The following is a 16,246-nucleotide window of genomic DNA, read 5'->3' on the forward strand; positions in this document are numbered from 1 at the left end:
TTAATAATTGTGATTACTAAAGAAAATAGTATCTTTAGTGTATGCAAATGTATGTAAAATAGTAAAAAGATAGAATGAGTTTAGTAGAAATTGACTTATACAAGGAACTAAAGAAGCACTTCGGGTTCGGTCAATTCAAAGGACTACAGGAAGAAGTTATTAAAAGCATTATCAGCAATCAAAATACCTTCGTTATTATGCCAACTGGTGGCGGTAAATCATTATGTTACCAATTGCCAGCGCTAATGAAAGACGGTACAGCCATTGTTGTTTCTCCCCTAATTGCCTTAATGAAGAACCAAGTAGATGCCTTGCGAGGAATATCTTCTCAAGATGGTATTGCGCATGTGTTAAATTCTTCGCTTACAAAAGCGGAGATTCGACAAGTTAAAGAAGACATTACAAATGGAGTTACAAAATTATTATATGTAGCGCCAGAATCATTGACGAAAGAAGAGAATGTTGAGTTTTTGCGGACTGTTCAAATTTCTTTTATGGCCGTTGATGAAGCCCACTGTATTTCTGAATGGGGACACGATTTCCGTCCTGAATACAGAAACTTAAAAAGCATTATTAAAAAGATAGGAGATGATATTCCTATTATCGGTCTAACCGCAACCGCAACTCCTAAAGTTCAAGAAGACATCTTGAAAAACTTAGGAATGTCGGATGCAAATACGTTTAAAGCGTCTTTTAATAGGCCAAATTTATACTACGAAGTACGACCAAAGAGAAAAGATGTTGATGCTGACATTATTCGTTTTGTGAAACAAAATCAAGGAAAAAGCGGAATCGTTTATTGTTTGAGTCGTAAACGTGTAGAAGAGTTGGCGCAAGTACTTCAAGTCAACGGAGTCAATGCAGTTCCATATCACGCAGGTTTAGATCCTAAAAAGAGAGCAAAACATCAAGATATGTTTTTGATGGAAGATTGCGATGTTGTAGTTGCAACGATTGCTTTTGGGATGGGAATTGATAAACCAGACGTACGTTTTGTAATTCATCACGATATTCCAAAAAGTATTGAAAGTTACTATCAAGAAACAGGTAGAGCAGGTCGTGATGGAGGAGAAGGACATTGTTTAGCATTCTATGCATATAAAGATATAGAGAAGCTAGAAAAATTTATGGCTGGAAAACCAGTTGCGGAACAAGAAATTGGTCATGCACTGCTGCAAGAAGTAGTTGCGTATGCAGAAACTTCTATTTCTAGACGAAAATTTATATTGCACTATTTCGGAGAAGAATTTCCTGATGATGGAGAAGGTGCCGACATGGATGATAATGTTCGCAATCCGAAAAGTAAAGTAGAAGCCAAAAGTCAAGTTGTAGAACTATTGAAAACGATACAACTTACAAAGCAAACCTATAAATCACGCAATGTGGTCAATGTGTTGACTGGAAATGAAAATGCGTTGATTAAATCTCATAAAACACATTTGCAACCATTTTTTGGAAATGGAAAATCACATGATGATAAATATTGGATGGCGTTAATTCGTCAAGTATTGGTTGCAGGATTGTTGCGAAAAGATATTGAATCGTATGGTGTAATTAAATTGACACCAGAAGGTTTGGCATTTATAGAAACTCCTGAATCATTTATGATGACGGAAGACCATAATTTTGATCACGCAAGTGACGCGAGTATTATTACTGCTGCCAAAGGTGGTGGCGCTGTTGCGGATCAAAAATTAATGACCATGTTGAAAGACTTACGTAAAAAAGTGTCGAAACGTTTAAATGTTCCGCCATTTGTTGTTTTTCAAGATCCTTCTTTGGAAGATATGGCGTTAAAATATCCGATTTCTATTGAAGAAATGAAAAACATTCATGGAGTTGGCGATGGAAAAGCTAAGAAATATGGTAAAGACTTTATTGATTTCATCAAAAAGTATGTAGATGAAAATGATATCGTTCGTCCAGATGATTTAGTGGTAAAAAGTACGGGGATGAATTCCGCTTTAAAGCTTTACATCATTCAAAGTGTTGATAGAAAACTTCCGTTAGATGATATTGCTGCTGCAAAAGGACTGGAAATGGCCAACTTTATTAAAGAAATGGAGCAAATCGTTTACAGTGGAACAAAATTGAACATTACGTATTGGATTGATGAAATTTTGGATGAAGATCAACAAGAGGAAATTCATGAATACTTTTTAGAATCAGAAACAGATAAGATTGCTGAAGCTATGGAAGAGTTTGATGGTGATTATGACGATGAAGAATTACGTTTGTATCGCATCAAATTTATTAGTGATGTAGCTAATTAGACAAATTATAGATATATAAAAAGCGGTTTGAAAATTTTTCAAACCGCTTTTTGTTTTTATATAGATTCTTTTCTATAAGAATCCTGTATTTCTGGCCTGTTCAAGTAAAGATTCGTCACCTTTCTTTTCTACATCAAATACTTCTTTCAAATGTCGCTTACGTTTTTCTATCGCAGCTAATGACAACGGAATGTATTCGGTTAAGTTTTTAGTTTTAATACCTTTAGAAAGATGGAAAAGAATATTTCGATCAATATCATCTAAAACTACTTCGTTAATAATTCGTGTACGAAGCAATTTCGTCACAGTATGACTGTAATATGGCGGATCTGTCAAGACAACTTGAAAAGCACGCATCAACTCGTCTGAAGTCACGTCACTTTTCACTAAGAAGCCATCAGGATTGATATTCTTTAAGATGTTATGAATCCTAAAATTATTATTAAACATGGTAAGAATCACCACTTTTGTGTCGGGTAATAATTCTTTTACTTTGATTCCTAAATCTTCTCCTGAAATAATTTTTCCATCTGCTGACGGAGGTAATTTGATGTCTAAAAAAACGACATCATAAGCAGTTCCTGTGGAAGCGTTTTTAATTTTAGCATAAGCTCCGTCGCAATTGTCGGAAGTATCAATTCGTAAGGTCATTTCTTCAGAATTAATACCTAAAAGAGCATTTTTATAGCCTTCAATAATCATTGGATGATCATCTACTATGAGTACTTTTATATCTTTATTCATGTGGTAAGGTTAAGTTCTACGTCATAGGAACGTCAACACTGATAGAAGTTCCTTTACCTGGAATGGAGTTGATGGTAAATTGTCCATGTAGTAAAGTTACTCTCGATTTCATATTCTTTAATCCAATACCACTACTTCGTTTGTCTTGGTCAAAACCAACGCCATCGTCTTTTATGGTAAGTATAATATGATCATCATTTTTCTTAAAATCTAGTATCACGTTCTCTGCTTGCGCATATTTATTTATGTTTTGGATTGACTCCTGAATAATACGGTAAATATTAATTTTTATGTGCCCCGGAATGTCAGTCCAAACGATTCTATCGTCTTCTTCAATTTGATATTTAAAGTTAGTTATTTTGGATTGTTCTTCCAAAAGATTTGTGATCATTGTGCTATAGCTTGTGGTTTTATCAAAATTATCCAAGCCAAGCTCGTGTGATATATTACGCACTTCTTCCTCAATGCTTTGAAGTTCATTAATATACTGTTCTCGAACCTTTTTAGAATTGTCATCATCTTTTGCATTTAAACTCCCTAAACTCAGACGTGTACCAAATAATCTACCTAAAATTCCGTCATGTAATTCCAGAGAGATTCGTTCTTTTTCACGTTTTCTACCTTCTTCGATTTTATCTTGTTGATCAATCATCAAGTTATAAATCTCTTCATTGGCACGTTGCTGCTGCTGTTCCATTTCTAACTCTTTGTTACGTGTTCGCTGTTGGGTGATCACATAAATCAAAAATCCAAAAAAGATGATTGCGGTAGAAATGGCAACAATCCAAGTGTTTTGGAGGCTTAATCTTTCATTTTGAGTTATATATTGATCAGTTTCGTAACGGATACGAGCAAATTTATTTCTTATGGTACGTTCTCGTTTTATTAAACTATCATTCATGTGAATATAGGTGTTTAAATAAGCGGTACCATTTTCATTGTCAATTTTTGATGATAACAATAAAGAGTTCAATAATTGTTTTGTGTTTTTTGATTCTAAAGCAGCAATTCTAGCTTCAGATACATACTTCAGACTTTGTATAGTGTCTTTTTTTTCGAGGTAATATTCGGCTAAATGCAATTTGCTGACAGCAATACCAGATTTATTTTTTAAACTATCTCTAATTTTTAAGGCTTGAAAGAATAATTCTGGAAGTTCAGAAGTGTTATTAGATAAAAATTTTGAATATGCTAAATTATCTATTAGGGTAGCATATCGTTCAGGGTTTTTAGTATAAAGACTGTCATAATTTAGTGCTTGTTCAAAATTACTAATAGCATCATTATATTTTCCTTGATACCTGTAAACCAATCCTATATTATTTAATGTTTTTGTTTTTAGCATTAAACCTTTTTCTTTTATCTTCTTTAGATAAACCAAAGCTTTATTGTGATATTTCAAAGACTTTTCATATTCTTCTAGGTTTTTAAAAATAACACCTAAATTATTATAACAATTATAAAGACCTCTACTATCATTAAGGTTTTCAAATATCTCTATAGCATCTGTTGTTGTTACTTCACTTCCTGTATAATCTTTTACTTCCTTTTGAATTATTGCCATTCTTAAAAGTAAATTACCAGCAGCTAAAACACGTCCTGTCTTTTTTAATATTTTTTGAGATGAATCATAAAAAAGATATGCACTATCTTTCTGTTTAAGCCTTTGATAATGCCAACCTAAATCCCAATAATGGTTAGCTAGTATTGCAGAATCGTTACTTTTTTTAGCTAAAGAGATTCCTAATTTATTTATTTGTCTAAAATTTAAAGAATCCTTTATGTTTAAATACGTAGTAGATAATTTATAAATCGCTTTATTTTTTATGGAATCATTTTCAATACTAAAAATAAGGTTCTTTGCCTTTAATAAATTATTTTTTCTAACTGTTATATCTTTTCCTTTATTAATATATTCCATAGAAACCTTATAAATAGAGTCATCTTCTACATCCTTTTGGGAATAAGTTTTAATAAAAAATAATAATATAATGATATGTATGATTTTTCTTCCTAACAAAATTGAATATTGTCTTTTCACAAAGCTATTTTATTTTAGCGAAAAAAAAAAGCTTAATCAAACGAAGTAATTAAGCTTTATTTATATCTAGATTTTGACTTTTTAACCTTCAGTGCCGCTACCACCTTCAGTTACTTCTGAGTCTTCATCTTCTGTTCCAGTTACATTTTCAAAAACATTATCGTCGCCTGCATCAGCTGTGCTGTTTGGTTCACAAGCTATAAATCCTAAGTTTACTACTAATAATAATGCGAATAATCCGAATACTTTTCTCATCTCTTTAAATTTTAATTAAGTTACTAGTTCTATTTGGTTAATCATTTTTTCCTATTTCAAATATGAAGTTCTATTGAGATGATTTGTAGGTTATTACCGTAATACTTTTCCTGTTTATAATCATCCTGTTATCAAAAAACTAAGTATACTTCTAAATTATACTAGGAACTTTTCTTAAGATTCTAGTTTGTTTGTATTACTTTATCTTTTTTTGATAATTTAAGAACTTAAAATCAGCTTAAATGCCTGAAAATCATAGATTTAAATTAGACAGTTTTGTAACTTGATTTCAAAAATCAAGTTAGTATGTTCGCTGAACTTTGCGGTATGGTTTTTCAGTAATATATCTATGGGAATACAATACTATTAATATACGGAATATTTAGTTTTGTCTATTTATTAATTGTTTTATGATGTGTATCTTTGCATCGTAAATTAAAAATAAACACATGGAAGACGGATTATACGCAAAATTTCATACGAGCAAAGGAGAGATTCTTGTAAGCTTGACTTATCAAAAAACACCGGGAACAGTTGGTAACTTTGTTGCACTGTCTGAAGGTAATTTAGAAAACAAAGCAAAACCACAAGGAACTCCTTATTATAATGGACTTAAGTTTCATAGAGTGATTCCAGATTTTATGATTCAAGGTGGTTGTCCTTTAGGAACCGGAACAGGAAGTCCTGGATATAATTTTGATGATGAAATTCATCCAGAGTTAACGCATAGTGAGCCAGGAGTGCTTTCTATGGCAAACGCTGGACCAGGAACTAACGGAAGTCAATTTTTTATTACACATGTACCAACTCCTTGGTTAGATGGAAAACACACTGTTTTTGGACATGTAGCACATGGACAAGAAATTGTAGATGTAGTTGCACAAGGTGATTCTATTGAAAAAGTTGAAATTATCCGTGTTGGAGCAGAAGCAGAAGCTTTTAATGCTGTAGAAGAATTTAGAAAATTTACTGGAGCAAAAGTAGCAAGAGAAAAAGCAGCTAAAGAAAAAGCAGAAAAAGAATTGGAAGAAATCGCAACCGGATTTGATAAAACGGAAAGCGGATTGCGTTATAAGATCATTCAAAAAGGTGATGGTGTACAAGCAGAAGCTGGAAAAACAGTTTTTGTACATTATAAAGGAATGTTTCCTGATGGTGGTGTTTTTGATTCTTCTTATAAAAGAAATGAACCAATAGATTTCCCATTAGGACAAGGAAATGTAATTCCTGGTTGGGATGAAGGAATCGCATTGTTGAAAGTAGGAGACAAGGCACGATTTGTAATTCCACCACATTTAGGATATGGAGCACGAGGCGCTGGCGGTGTTATTCCACCAAATGCAACCTTAATGTTCGATGTTGAATTAATGGATGTAAAATAAATTAGAAAAAACGCTCTGAAAGTCTCAGAGCGTTTTTTTATACTCGATAATCGAGATTTAAATTATTTTGTAGTGTGTCTTCATTTTTTCCTTGAATTTTTGATGACTCTCAAAATTTTATTTTAAAGTTGTTTACCTATATATAGTATGGATTTAGAAAAATTAAAATATCCTATCGGGAAACCACAAATTCCTGAGATTATTACAGAAACTCATATTTCAGATTGGATTGCAGTTTTAGAAACTTTTCCAATACGCTTGAAAAATTTAGTAGCACATCTTTCGCAAGAACAATTGGATACTTGTTATCGTCGTGGAGGTTGGACTATTAGACAAGTGATTCATCATGTTTCCGATAGTCATCATAATAGTTACACACGTTTCAAATGGACATTGACAGAAGAACAACCGTTAATTAAAGCGTATTACGAAGATCGTTGGGCTGAATTATTTGATAGTAAAGCTGCACCGATAGAACTTTCTCTAAATACCATAGAAGCCTTGCATGCAAAATGGGTGTATTTTTTGAAAGCACTTTCTAATGAAGATTTAACACAAGTTTTTATTCATCCGGAAGGACAAGAAAAAGTGAGTCTTAATGAAAATATTGGTATTTATGCTTGGCACTGCAATCATCATTATGAACATATCAATCAATTAATGATTCGCAAAAATTGGAAGTGATTTCGACTTCGCTCAGTCACATTATTTTGAATTATTATTTTGACTTTTCAGAACTTACCTTAATAGTCATATAAATTAGTAGGTATAATTTTGTATTTCAGTTGAAGGCAATAGACGAGAATCTTCAAGTGCTGCAGTTCTATGTCCTACCGTTTTTAAATATTCTTTGTTTTGAGCAAATGCCATGAATTTTTCAACAGATACGTGTTCAACCACTAAAATAGCATCCCATTTTTCAGATTCGGGTCCAATTAAAAAGCTTTTACTTTTTCCGTAGTAGATAATTCGACCACCTGATTTTTCCAATTCGGGTAAAGTATTTTTTATATATAATTGGTATGCTTCTTCACCTGTAATTTCTTCCTCAGGTTTTATATGTTCTGAGTTTGAATAATCTGCTTTTTGTCGAAACTTCAATAAATTTAGCATCACAATCTTTCCTTTGTCATGGAAATTTAGATAAAAGTCTTTTCCTTTTTCAGGAGTAGTATCAATATAGTTACTCATGTTTATTATACTTTTCTAGAAGGATGTTTTGCTAATTGTATAAGAAAGTCTAAAAAATTAAAACCACTTTATATTGCAACCAATACTAGGTTTTTGATGCGCTGAGATAGCTTCTTCATTCAATAAAGCATCTAAAGCAGTACGCATATCATTGCCTGTTACTGGAATTCCATTATTTGGACGCGAATCGTCTAATTGTCCACGATAGACTAATGCCAAATCTTTATCAAAAATATAGAAATCTGGCGTACAGGCTGCATCATAGGCTTTGGCAACTTCTTGAGTTTTATCATATAGATATGGAAACGAAAAACCTTCTTGCTGCGCGTTTTCTTTCATTAAATGTGGCGCATCTGCAGGATAATTTTCAACATCATTGCTTGAAATCGCAATAAAACCAATTCCATTAGATATATAATCATTCGCCAATTGTACAATTCCTTCATTAACGTGTTTTACAAAAGGACAATGATTGCAAATAAACATAATGACAGTTCCGTGCGTACCTTTTGCTTCATTTAAAGAAATAGTTTTGTCTGATATTGTGTCAATTAGTGAGAAATCAGGAGCTTTTGTGCCTAAAGAAAGCATGTTTGATGGAGTAAGTGCCATTTGATATATCGTTTTTAAAAGCATAAATTTACTTAAAAAAATACAATGGGAGACTTAACTTGGAACGATTTTGAAAAAGTAGATATGCGTATAGGAACCATCATAGAAGCAAACGATTTTCCAAAAGCCAGAAAACCAGCCTATCAGCTTACAATTGATTTTGGAGCAGAAATTGGAATCCGAAAATCATCAGCACAAATAACGAAACGTTACACGAAAGAAGAATTGATAGGCAAACAAATTATGGCAGTTGTCAATTTTCCTAAAAAACAGATTGCGAATTTCTTTTCAGAATGTCTTGTCATGGGCGCAGTTGATGGCGATGATGTCATTTTAATGCAACCTTCAGCCAAAATTCCTAACGGATTGAAGATTTCGTAATTAATCACCAAGATCAGGCTTCATTGTATGATCATATAATTTGTAATACCAATATTGAGCAGGGTTTACATTGCCTTCAAATTCATTACTGTACATTATTGTTTCTTTTCCAGTACGCTGTGTTTTATAGATAAGTTTTAAACGTAGTTTTGTTTTAATTATGCCATGATATTTTGGAATACTTAATTCCCAATACGTTTTCGGGATTAAATACAATTGATGTAAAGCATGATTGTCTATAAGGTGAATTGTTCCTGCTTTTATATCACTCTCCAAATCTTTTTGCAGATATTCAATAGCTTCCCAGTGTCCTTCCCAATCGCCCTCCCAATCACTTTCTAAATCTCCGTCACAATTGCTGCCATCACAATCATCCTTGCAATACTTTGCTTGAACCACCAAATCTAGCTTACTTTGATAGGCTTCAAAAAATATAGAATCTTTTGTATTGTTTGTGATGTAAAACTTATACCCTTCATATACTTCTTCAAATATTTCATTGCGTTCTGTATCAACAACAATGTCTAATGTATTTGGTTTGAAATTGTACATAGAAGTAATTTTTTTAAATACATTTTTAGAAGGCAACCAACCACCATGACTTCTCGATACAGGTATATTTCCTATAGAACCTACTTCATAACTAGCTTCTCTAATATGTGAAATATTGAACTTTTGTAAAATTGCGTCTGTAGAAGTTTTTCCAGAAGCTAGAAATCGATTCAACTCTAATGTTTTAGTATCAATAGTTGCTATTTTTCCTTGCTGGTTGATATAACAGATTTTTCCATTATTCTTTAACTGAATCAAGTTGTCTGTTAGTGTTTTTGGATTAATTCCATCAAACCAAGTATCAGTGACAAATCCTTTTTTGAAATTGGCAACACCATATTTGGTTTGATAAGATTTTTCATAGCGATCTCTGTAAGAATACACTAAATAATCTCCGAACTCCTGTATTTGATCGTATTCAATGCCTTTAAAGTTAGATTCGTATTTTTCTTTTACATTACCATATTCATCGAGATAAACGTATGTTTTTTTGTCGAAAAAGTCTTCATTTACGAAATTGATTCCTTTTTTAATAATTTCTCCCTTTTTATTGACTAGGAGAAATTCTCCACCTCTAGTAAAAATAGTAGCGTATCCATCTTCTTTAAAATCATACAGCATAAGATAACCTCCAAAAAGCTCTTTACCTTTTTTGTTTATATAAAAAGAATGATTGCCTTTATATGCGATGGCAATTCCATAGTGAAAGTCACTTGCAGAGTCAAATTGATTAGGGATGACTAATTCTCCAGAAGTATCTATAAAACCAAAATAGCCATCCAAGCGGACTTTTGCCAAACCATCATGAAAGTTAAAAGCTTCTTCATAAATTGGAGAAACAACAATTTCTCCTTTCACATTGATAAATCCCCAAGAATCATAAAAATTAAAAGGAAATAATGTGCGTTCTGAATTTTGTCCTAAAACGGAGAAATTCACTAAAAATAAGAGTAGAAATAGTTTAAAATATCTCATATTTTAAATATAAAACATTTCTATTGAATCTAGTACTGTTAAAGAATAAAAAGTAATTATTGCTTACTTCTTAGCTTGTACCAATTCCAGTTGATCTACAGAAATAGTAGTAGTGAAAAGTCCATAATTTACAGTAGCTTTTCCTTTTTCGAGACTATCAATAGTTCCCACAGCTTTTCCATCATGCATACGTACGCGATCACCAATTTTTAAGATTGGTTTTGGCTTTTCAGCTTCCTTTTTTGCAGCTTTTTTCTTTTCGATTTTCTTTTCTTCACGAATAACCGCTACTTTTTGAATGACTTCTTTTTTAGCTTCTTTTTGTTTGGCTTTCTGTATTTTCTTTTCTTGAGTAGATTGCTTTTTCCGTTTAGAATTTTCCGTTTCCACAATACGTAAAAACTCAGAAATTAGTGGACGTTTCTTTTTATTATCAAAATAACGTTCGGCAATTTCGTTGATTTTATTACCCAAATGAATCATGCGTTTATCATGATCATATAATTGTTGATAGCTTTCTAATTTTGACTTCGTTTTGACATTCAAAGCTTCCAAACGTTCGTTTTCTTCGCGTGCTCTGATTTCTTCTTCTCTAAGCAATTTTGATGTCTTTTCCATAGCGCTACGTTCTTTCTGTAATTTTGCAATGGTAGCATCAAAACGAACTTTTCCACGTTCAATTTTCTTTTTTGCTTTGTTGATCAAACTGTATGGAATGCCATTTTTTTGCGCCACTTCAAACGTAAAGGAACTTCCTGCTTGTCCTAATGCCAATTGATAGATTGGGAGCAAGGTTTTACGATCAAACATCATATTTGCATTGGTCGCATGCGGTAATTCGTTTGCCAATAATTTTAAGTTGGAATAATGAGTTGTGATGATTCCAAAAGCCTCACGTTCGTAAAAAACTTCCAAAAAGGTTTCTGCCAAGGCGCCACCTAATTCTGGATCACTTCCGGTACCGAATTCGTCAATTAAAAACAGAGTTTGGTTATTACACTTTTTCAAGAAGTAATTCATCTGCTTTAGACGATAGCTATACGTACTTAGATGGTTTTCAATCGATTGTCCATCGCCAATATCGGTTAGAATTCGTTCAAACAGACACATTTTACTGCGTTCATGCACAGGAACTAACAATCCGCTTTGCAACATTAATTGTAATAAACCAATGGTTTTTAGCGTGATACTTTTTCCTCCAGCATTTGGTCCAGAAATTACAATAATCCTATTATCCTGACTTAACTCAATGGTTTGCGGATACGTTTTTTCATTTCGTTCTTTATTCGTCAAATAGAGTAGAGGATGATACGCATCTTTCAAAAACAGTTCGCATTTTTCTGAGATTTCAGGTAAAATTGCATTCATGGAAGCTGCATATTTTGCTTTGGAATAACTCACATCTAAATCACTTAAAAAGTCTTGATATTCTTCTAAAAGTGGTGCAAATGGACGTGTAAAGTCTGTTAATTCCTTTAAAATACGTGTTACTTCTTCTTTTTCTTCATATTCTAAATTGGACAATTCTCGTGAATATTGCAATGTTGCTTCTGGTTCAATATATACAATGCTTCCTGTTTTAGAATTTCCCATGATGGCACCTTTGACTTTTCGTCTGTGCATCGCTTTTACAGCTAAAACTCTACGATTATCAACCACAGTTTCACGAATTTCATCCAAATAATCTGCTTGATTATATCTGCTCAAAGCAGAAGAAAAACTTTGATTGATTTTACCACGAATGCTTAAAATTCCACGACGAATTCGTGCTAGTTCTGAAGAAGCAGTGTCTTTTACTTCTCCAAAACGGTTGATCACATTGTCAATCTCTGTGATAAGAACTTTGGTGAATTCAATGCGTTCTGCACGTGATTGTAATGTAGGATAGTATTCTTGAAATTTTTTAAAAAACTTAATCAATAAGTTAGTAGCGCTTGAAATTGCTGAAATTTTACGAAATCCTTGAATTTCCAAGAAGCTGTTTTCAATGGCTAATAATTTAATTTCCAATGAAATTCCTTCAAAACCATGATTTGGGATTACATTTTCATTTTCAAAAGATGCTAGGTATTCATTTACATACGCTAAGTTTGTCAGCAATACATCTTTGTCTTGAAAGGGTTTTGTATCACTAATTTTTTGCTTTCCGTAAGTCGTTACAGCATGCTCTGAAACCTGTTGTAAAACAGTTTCAAACTCTAAATCATCTAATGTTTTGGAATGTATTTTAATCATTGTAAATTTGGGCAAATTTTAATCTGCACATTACCGCGGATTTTTAGCCGAAGGCAAAGGTACTTATTTATATGTTGATTCTGAAATGAATTTCAACCTGACAAAAAATTGATCACATGAACGTAAAAATTGAAGAAAGCTGGAAGTTTCATCTTGAAAATGAATTTGAACAACCTTATTTTAAGGAATTGATCAGTTTTGTGAAATCAGAATATACAGAACATCAATGTTTCCCGAAAGGAAAAGATATTTTTGCGGCTTTTGATCATTGTCCATTTCATCGCTTGAAAGTAGTTATTATAGGTCAAGATCCATATCATGGTGTAGGGCAGGCGAATGGCTTGTGTTTTTCCGTAAATGATGGAGTTTCGCATCCGCCATCATTAATCAATATTTTTAAAGAGATTAAACGTGATATTGGAGTAGATACGCCAACTAGCGGAAATTTAGAACGTTGGGCAAAACAAGGTGTTTTATTACTCAATGCTACGTTGACAGTTCGCGCGCACCAAGCAGGAAGTCATCAAGGAAAAGGTTGGGAAACGTTTACGGATGCTGTAATTAAAGTGATTTCGGAGAAAAAAGAAAATGTAGTGTTCTTACTTTGGGGCGGTTTTGCAAAGAAAAAAGGAGCAAAGGTAGATAAGAGTAAACATTATGTATTGACCTCAGGACATCCATCGCCTTTAAGTGCAAATCGCGGATATTGGTTTGATAATAAGCATTTTAGTCGTTGTAATGATTATTTGGTGAGTCAACGTATTGAAGGCATTCGTTGGTAGTTTCCAAAACGAATGACAAAAAACAGTCTCAGAATATCAATAATGGTTCTAAACATATTATTCATGTCAATGTATTCGGTATTAATTATATGTAGTGATCATCTTTCTACCAAAAAATCCTTCGAAGTGTGTTTTCCTTTGTTAGGATATAATGTTTAATCACTCCGAGAATATGCATAACTAAAAGCACCATCATAATTACTGACATTATTTCGTGTCCTTTTAATGGCATTATTTCGTCTTTATTCAAAATTAAATTAGCATTATCATTCATAAGCGCATCTCCATAACCTCCTAAAATCATAGTTCCAATTCCAGAAATAGATATTCCAAAAAGTAGTATGTAAAAAGCATTATGTATCCAAATCACTAATTTATCATTAAAATTGGAGCCAGTTTTTAAATCTTCAGGTCTTGGAGACTTGAAAAACAACCAACTTCTAATGATCGTCATTATAAATACGATTATTCCAAGTACAGCATGAATTTTTATGAATCCCATCTTTTCAGAGGTTTCTAAACCTGCCATGTACTTTCCCATCGGAAACAATAATAAAATAAGGAATGCAGTAAGCCAATGAGTTATTATTGTTCCACTGCTGAATTTTTTTGTTAGGTCGTTTTTAAACATCTTTTACATTTCTTTGTAGCAAATTACTTTGATATTCAAAAAGCTACTAATTTTCATCAAATTATTTCAGTACCTTTTTAGGTACCAATTCTTTTGATCTTCTGATTTGATCTTTCTTGTGTATTAGCTACTTTAGTATTCAAAATGGTAATAAATATCCTCAAATCCTCATAGTATTCTAAAATATAATTATGACTGAAGAAGAACGAAAAATAAGAATTAGAGATGTAACTGATGTGCTAGAATTGATTGGAAATAGATGGCGTGGACCAATTTTATCTTATTTATGTGAATCTCCTAGGCGCTTTTCTGAATTAAAGGATACACTTGGAAGTATTACTCCAAGAATTTTGATCAAGGAATTAAGATATTTAGAGATGAATAAGATGGTGTATTCGGAAAAAAGTACAATTGCAGGTAATTCTGTAGTTTATGGACTAACTGAACATGGAGAAAGTATTGAACCTGTGATTGTAGCAATTCATAATTGGGCTAAAGAACATCGAAAACTTATTTTAAACAAAGAATAGTTTCGTTGCAGAATGATCTTTTAGTCGTTGCAATGATTACTTGGTAAGTCAACGTATTGAAGGTATTCGTTGGTAAACTTTTTTAGATTCGCTGTGCTGTTAGACACGCTTTGCTTTTGGTATTTTAGAAGTGTTGCCTAGAAATGACAAATTAATAGATACTAATCTGTAAGGTTTTGTTTCTTCTTGTTACTAAGTGTATGTTGTAAGTTAAAGAATGTAAAATTGTAACGTGAAGAAATAAAAAAAGGCTACAATATGATATTGTAACCTTTTATATATAATTGGAAAGTTTTTACTAGTATACTTCTACGCAGTTTGCTTCTTCCGCGTTTGCAGTCATAATGTAGTTTTCCTTTGCGTCGTCAGTATCAGCAAAGTTTACTCCTTTACCCATACAATTTGATCCACATGACGCTAATAATAAACCTGCTGCAGCTAATAATAAGATTGATTTTTTCATAATAATAGTAGTTGTAATGTTAATAATCTGATAAATTTGGTTTTAATGAAAGTAACATTTTGCCCTTATTACTTTCTGATATCAAATGTAGTGTGCGGAGTGTTAACCGAAACATTTTCTCGATTACCTGTTTAAATTTTCGTTAAATGACACAAAATCGTTCTTTTTTGTCGATTCATAGGGTGAAAAATACCATTCACCGATAAAAAGCCCCTGTTGAAAAGGGGAAAAATCCCCTAAAGAAACAAGTATTTATACGTGTACTATAATTTGTAGAATTATGAATAATACCCTAAATAGGTCGTAAAGAGGAAGTGCAACTTACAAAGTTGCACTTATTTTATAGGAGTTTGTATGTCAAATCGTTATAATCCCATTTTTCAGGAATGATGTCCAAACTATGAAGCTTGTCTTGGACTTTATGAATGGTTTCTTCATCTATCAATTCTTGACTCCATTCAGTTAATGACAACCATTTTTGTACATCTTCTAATTGTTGTTCGTAACGTGCAGCAATCGTTTCGTCGATATTTGGAATATCCTTAAATTTTGCCGTCATCTCATTGATAATGTTTAAAACAGTTTTAACGGTTTCTTCATCTTCTTCTAACAATTCAGTACGAACGGCAATGACAAAACATGGCCAAGGTGTAGGACAATCGGCTACACGTTTAAATATTCCCTGATCGACCAAAGGTTTCGTTGTAAAATGTTCCCACATGAAATAATCACCTTTTCCTTTGTTCAATCCGTCAATAGCACCTTCTAAGTTATTGATCACTTCAAAACCTAAATCATCTGTGTTCCAACCATTATTTTCTGCGTTTATATACGCCATTAAGTGCGAACCAGATCCATAACGGCTAATAGCAGCTTTGGTACCTTCTAAATCTTCTATAGTATTGTAGTTCGCTTCCGCAGCAACATGAATTCCCCAAATTAAAGGTGATTGCACAAAAGTTTGTACAATTTTAGCAGGATTTCCAGCAATGATATCTTTAATGATTCCTTCCGTGAGGATGACTGCAATGTCAATTTTTTTATTTCGAAGTGCTTTACACATTGCACCAGTTCCACCAGGATAATCTTTCCAGCGCAAACTGATACCTTCTTTTTCGTATGAACGTTCTTTAAGTGTTAAATACCATGATAGGTTGAAATGTTCAGGAACACCTCCAATGTTAATTTTCTTCATTTGG

General features: G+C 32.7%; 16 protein-coding genes. 6 read left to right on the plus strand and 10 right to left on the minus strand.

Going from position 1 to position 16,246, the window contains the following annotated elements:
• Positions 1-74: 74 nt before the first annotated feature.
• Positions 75-2,273, plus strand: coding sequence for an ATP-dependent DNA helicase RecQ (locus Q0845_RS17740; protein WP_298516081.1), 2,199 nt, complete (start codon positions 75-77; stop codon positions 2,271-2,273).
• 72 nt (positions 2,274-2,345) lie between these two features.
• On the opposite strand, the gene Q0845_RS17745 is transcribed toward Q0845_RS17740, so the two are convergent.
• The 3 genes from Q0845_RS17745 to Q0845_RS17755 all read right to left on the minus strand — a co-directional run bounded on the left by Q0845_RS17745 (position 2,346) and on the right by Q0845_RS17755 (position 5,313).
• The gene (locus Q0845_RS17745) at positions 2,346-3,017 is read right to left on the minus strand and encodes a response regulator (RefSeq protein WP_298516083.1); all 672 of its coding nucleotides are present in this window, start codon (positions 3,015-3,017) and stop codon (positions 2,346-2,348) included.
• A 16-nt stretch (positions 3,018-3,033) separates the two neighbouring features.
• Positions 3,034-5,058 (minus strand): sensor histidine kinase, encoded by a 2,025-nt coding sequence (locus Q0845_RS17750; protein ID WP_298516085.1) that lies wholly within the window; start codon positions 5,056-5,058, stop codon positions 3,034-3,036.
• Positions 5,059-5,139: 81 nt separating this feature from the next.
• Positions 5,140-5,313: a hypothetical protein gene (locus Q0845_RS17755; protein ID WP_298516087.1), complete on the minus strand. Its 174-nt coding sequence runs from the start codon at positions 5,311-5,313 to the stop codon at positions 5,140-5,142.
• Between the two features lie 449 nt (positions 5,314-5,762).
• On the opposite strand from Q0845_RS17755, the gene Q0845_RS17760 reads away from it, so the two are divergent.
• Positions 5,763-6,695: a peptidylprolyl isomerase gene (locus Q0845_RS17760; protein ID WP_298516089.1), complete on the plus strand. Its 933-nt coding sequence runs from the start codon at positions 5,763-5,765 to the stop codon at positions 6,693-6,695.
• Positions 6,696-6,842: 147 nt separating this feature from the next.
• Entirely contained in the window at positions 6,843-7,379 is a 537-nt protein-coding gene (locus tag Q0845_RS17765) for a YfiT family bacillithiol transferase (RefSeq protein WP_298516091.1), read from the plus strand.
• Positions 7,380-7,454: 75 nt separating this feature from the next.
• On the opposite strand, the gene Q0845_RS17770 is transcribed toward Q0845_RS17765, so the two are convergent.
• Entirely contained in the window at positions 7,455-7,886 is a 432-nt protein-coding gene (locus tag Q0845_RS17770; protein ID WP_298516093.1) for a DUF1330 domain-containing protein, read from the minus strand.
• A 57-nt stretch (positions 7,887-7,943) separates the two neighbouring features.
• Complete coding sequence (locus Q0845_RS17775) at positions 7,944-8,498, minus strand: thioredoxin family protein (RefSeq protein ID WP_298516096.1); 555 nt, start codon at positions 8,496-8,498, stop codon at positions 7,944-7,946.
• A 45-nt stretch (positions 8,499-8,543) separates the two neighbouring features.
• Between Q0845_RS17775 and Q0845_RS17780 the strand changes: the two genes are divergently transcribed.
• A complete protein-coding gene (locus tag Q0845_RS17780) occupies positions 8,544-8,879 on the plus strand; it encodes a tRNA-binding protein (RefSeq protein WP_298516098.1) in 336 nt (111 codons plus the stop codon).
• Here Q0845_RS17780 and Q0845_RS17785 read toward each other — a convergent pair whose 3' ends face one another.
• Both Q0845_RS17785 and Q0845_RS17790 read right to left on the minus strand, forming a co-directional pair.
• Positions 8,880-10,406, minus strand: coding sequence for a WG repeat-containing protein (locus Q0845_RS17785; protein WP_298516100.1), 1,527 nt, complete (start codon positions 10,404-10,406; stop codon positions 8,880-8,882). It lies immediately after the preceding gene.
• 63 nt (positions 10,407-10,469) lie between these two features.
• The gene (locus tag Q0845_RS17790; RefSeq protein WP_298516102.1) at positions 10,470-12,641 is read right to left on the minus strand and encodes a DNA mismatch repair protein MutS; all 2,172 of its coding nucleotides are present in this window, start codon (positions 12,639-12,641) and stop codon (positions 10,470-10,472) included.
• Between the two features lie 116 nt (positions 12,642-12,757).
• Between Q0845_RS17790 and Q0845_RS17795 the strand changes: the two genes are divergently transcribed.
• Complete coding sequence (locus Q0845_RS17795) at positions 12,758-13,423, plus strand: uracil-DNA glycosylase (protein ID WP_298516104.1); 666 nt, start codon at positions 12,758-12,760, stop codon at positions 13,421-13,423.
• Between the two features lie 106 nt (positions 13,424-13,529).
• Here the strand turns inward: Q0845_RS17795 and Q0845_RS17800 are convergent, their stop codons facing one another.
• Positions 13,530-14,054 (minus strand): cytochrome b/b6 domain-containing protein, encoded by a 525-nt coding sequence (locus Q0845_RS17800; protein ID WP_298516106.1) that lies wholly within the window; start codon positions 14,052-14,054, stop codon positions 13,530-13,532.
• 191 nt (positions 14,055-14,245) lie between these two features.
• Here Q0845_RS17800 and Q0845_RS17805 point away from each other — a divergent pair, with 191 nt between their 5' ends.
• Positions 14,246-14,584, plus strand: coding sequence for a helix-turn-helix domain-containing protein (locus Q0845_RS17805; protein ID WP_298516108.1), 339 nt, complete (start codon positions 14,246-14,248; stop codon positions 14,582-14,584).
• A 298-nt stretch (positions 14,585-14,882) separates the two neighbouring features.
• On the opposite strand, the gene Q0845_RS17810 is transcribed toward Q0845_RS17805, so the two are convergent.
• Positions 14,883-15,047 (minus strand): hypothetical protein, encoded by a 165-nt coding sequence (locus tag Q0845_RS17810; RefSeq protein ID WP_298516110.1) that lies wholly within the window; start codon positions 15,045-15,047, stop codon positions 14,883-14,885.
• A 340-nt stretch (positions 15,048-15,387) separates the two neighbouring features.
• Complete coding sequence (locus Q0845_RS17815; protein ID WP_298516112.1) at positions 15,388-16,242, minus strand: substrate-binding domain-containing protein; 855 nt, start codon at positions 16,240-16,242, stop codon at positions 15,388-15,390.
• Between the last annotated feature and the right edge of the window lie 4 nt (positions 16,243-16,246).

The organism is uncultured Kordia sp. (genome assembly GCF_947489565.1).
Taxonomy (GTDB): Bacteria; Bacteroidota; Bacteroidia; order Flavobacteriales; family Flavobacteriaceae; genus Kordia.

Excerpts from the sequence above, each read along its gene's own strand:
- Q0845_RS17805 (WP_298516108.1), top strand. The coding sequence starts at position 14,246 with ATGACTGAAGAAGAACGAAAAATAAGAATTAGAGATGTAACTGATGTG.
- Q0845_RS17760 (WP_298516089.1), top strand. The coding sequence starts at position 5,763 with ATGGAAGACGGATTATACGCAAAATTTCATACGAGCAAAGGAGAGATT.
- Q0845_RS17795 (WP_298516104.1), top strand. The coding sequence starts at position 12,758 with ATGAACGTAAAAATTGAAGAAAGCTGGAAGTTTCATCTTGAAAATGAA.
- Q0845_RS17810 (WP_298516110.1), bottom strand. The coding sequence starts at position 15,047 with ATGAAAAAATCAATCTTATTATTAGCTGCAGCAGGTTTATTATTAGCG.
- Q0845_RS17745 (WP_298516083.1), bottom strand. The coding sequence starts at position 3,017 with ATGAATAAAGATATAAAAGTACTCATAGTAGATGATCATCCAATGATT.
- Q0845_RS17800 (WP_298516106.1), bottom strand. The coding sequence starts at position 14,054 with ATGTTTAAAAACGACCTAACAAAAAAATTCAGCAGTGGAACAATAATA.
- Q0845_RS17770 (WP_298516093.1), bottom strand. The coding sequence starts at position 7,886 with ATGAGTAACTATATTGATACTACTCCTGAAAAAGGAAAAGACTTTTAT.
- Q0845_RS17780 (WP_298516098.1), top strand. The coding sequence starts at position 8,544 with ATGGGAGACTTAACTTGGAACGATTTTGAAAAAGTAGATATGCGTATA.
- Q0845_RS17815 (WP_298516112.1), bottom strand. The coding sequence starts at position 16,242 with ATGAAGAAAATTAACATTGGAGGTGTTCCTGAACATTTCAACCTATCA.
- Q0845_RS17755 (WP_298516087.1), bottom strand. The coding sequence starts at position 5,313 with ATGAGAAAAGTATTCGGATTATTCGCATTATTATTAGTAGTAAACTTA.
- Q0845_RS17740 (WP_298516081.1), top strand. The coding sequence starts at position 75 with ATGAGTTTAGTAGAAATTGACTTATACAAGGAACTAAAGAAGCACTTC.
- Q0845_RS17775 (WP_298516096.1), bottom strand. The coding sequence starts at position 8,498 with ATGGCACTTACTCCATCAAACATGCTTTCTTTAGGCACAAAAGCTCCT.
- Q0845_RS17785 (WP_298516100.1), bottom strand. The coding sequence starts at position 10,406 with ATGAGATATTTTAAACTATTTCTACTCTTATTTTTAGTGAATTTCTCC.
- Q0845_RS17765 (WP_298516091.1), top strand. The coding sequence starts at position 6,843 with ATGGATTTAGAAAAATTAAAATATCCTATCGGGAAACCACAAATTCCT.
- Q0845_RS17790 (WP_298516102.1), bottom strand. The coding sequence starts at position 12,641 with ATGATTAAAATACATTCCAAAACATTAGATGATTTAGAGTTTGAAACT.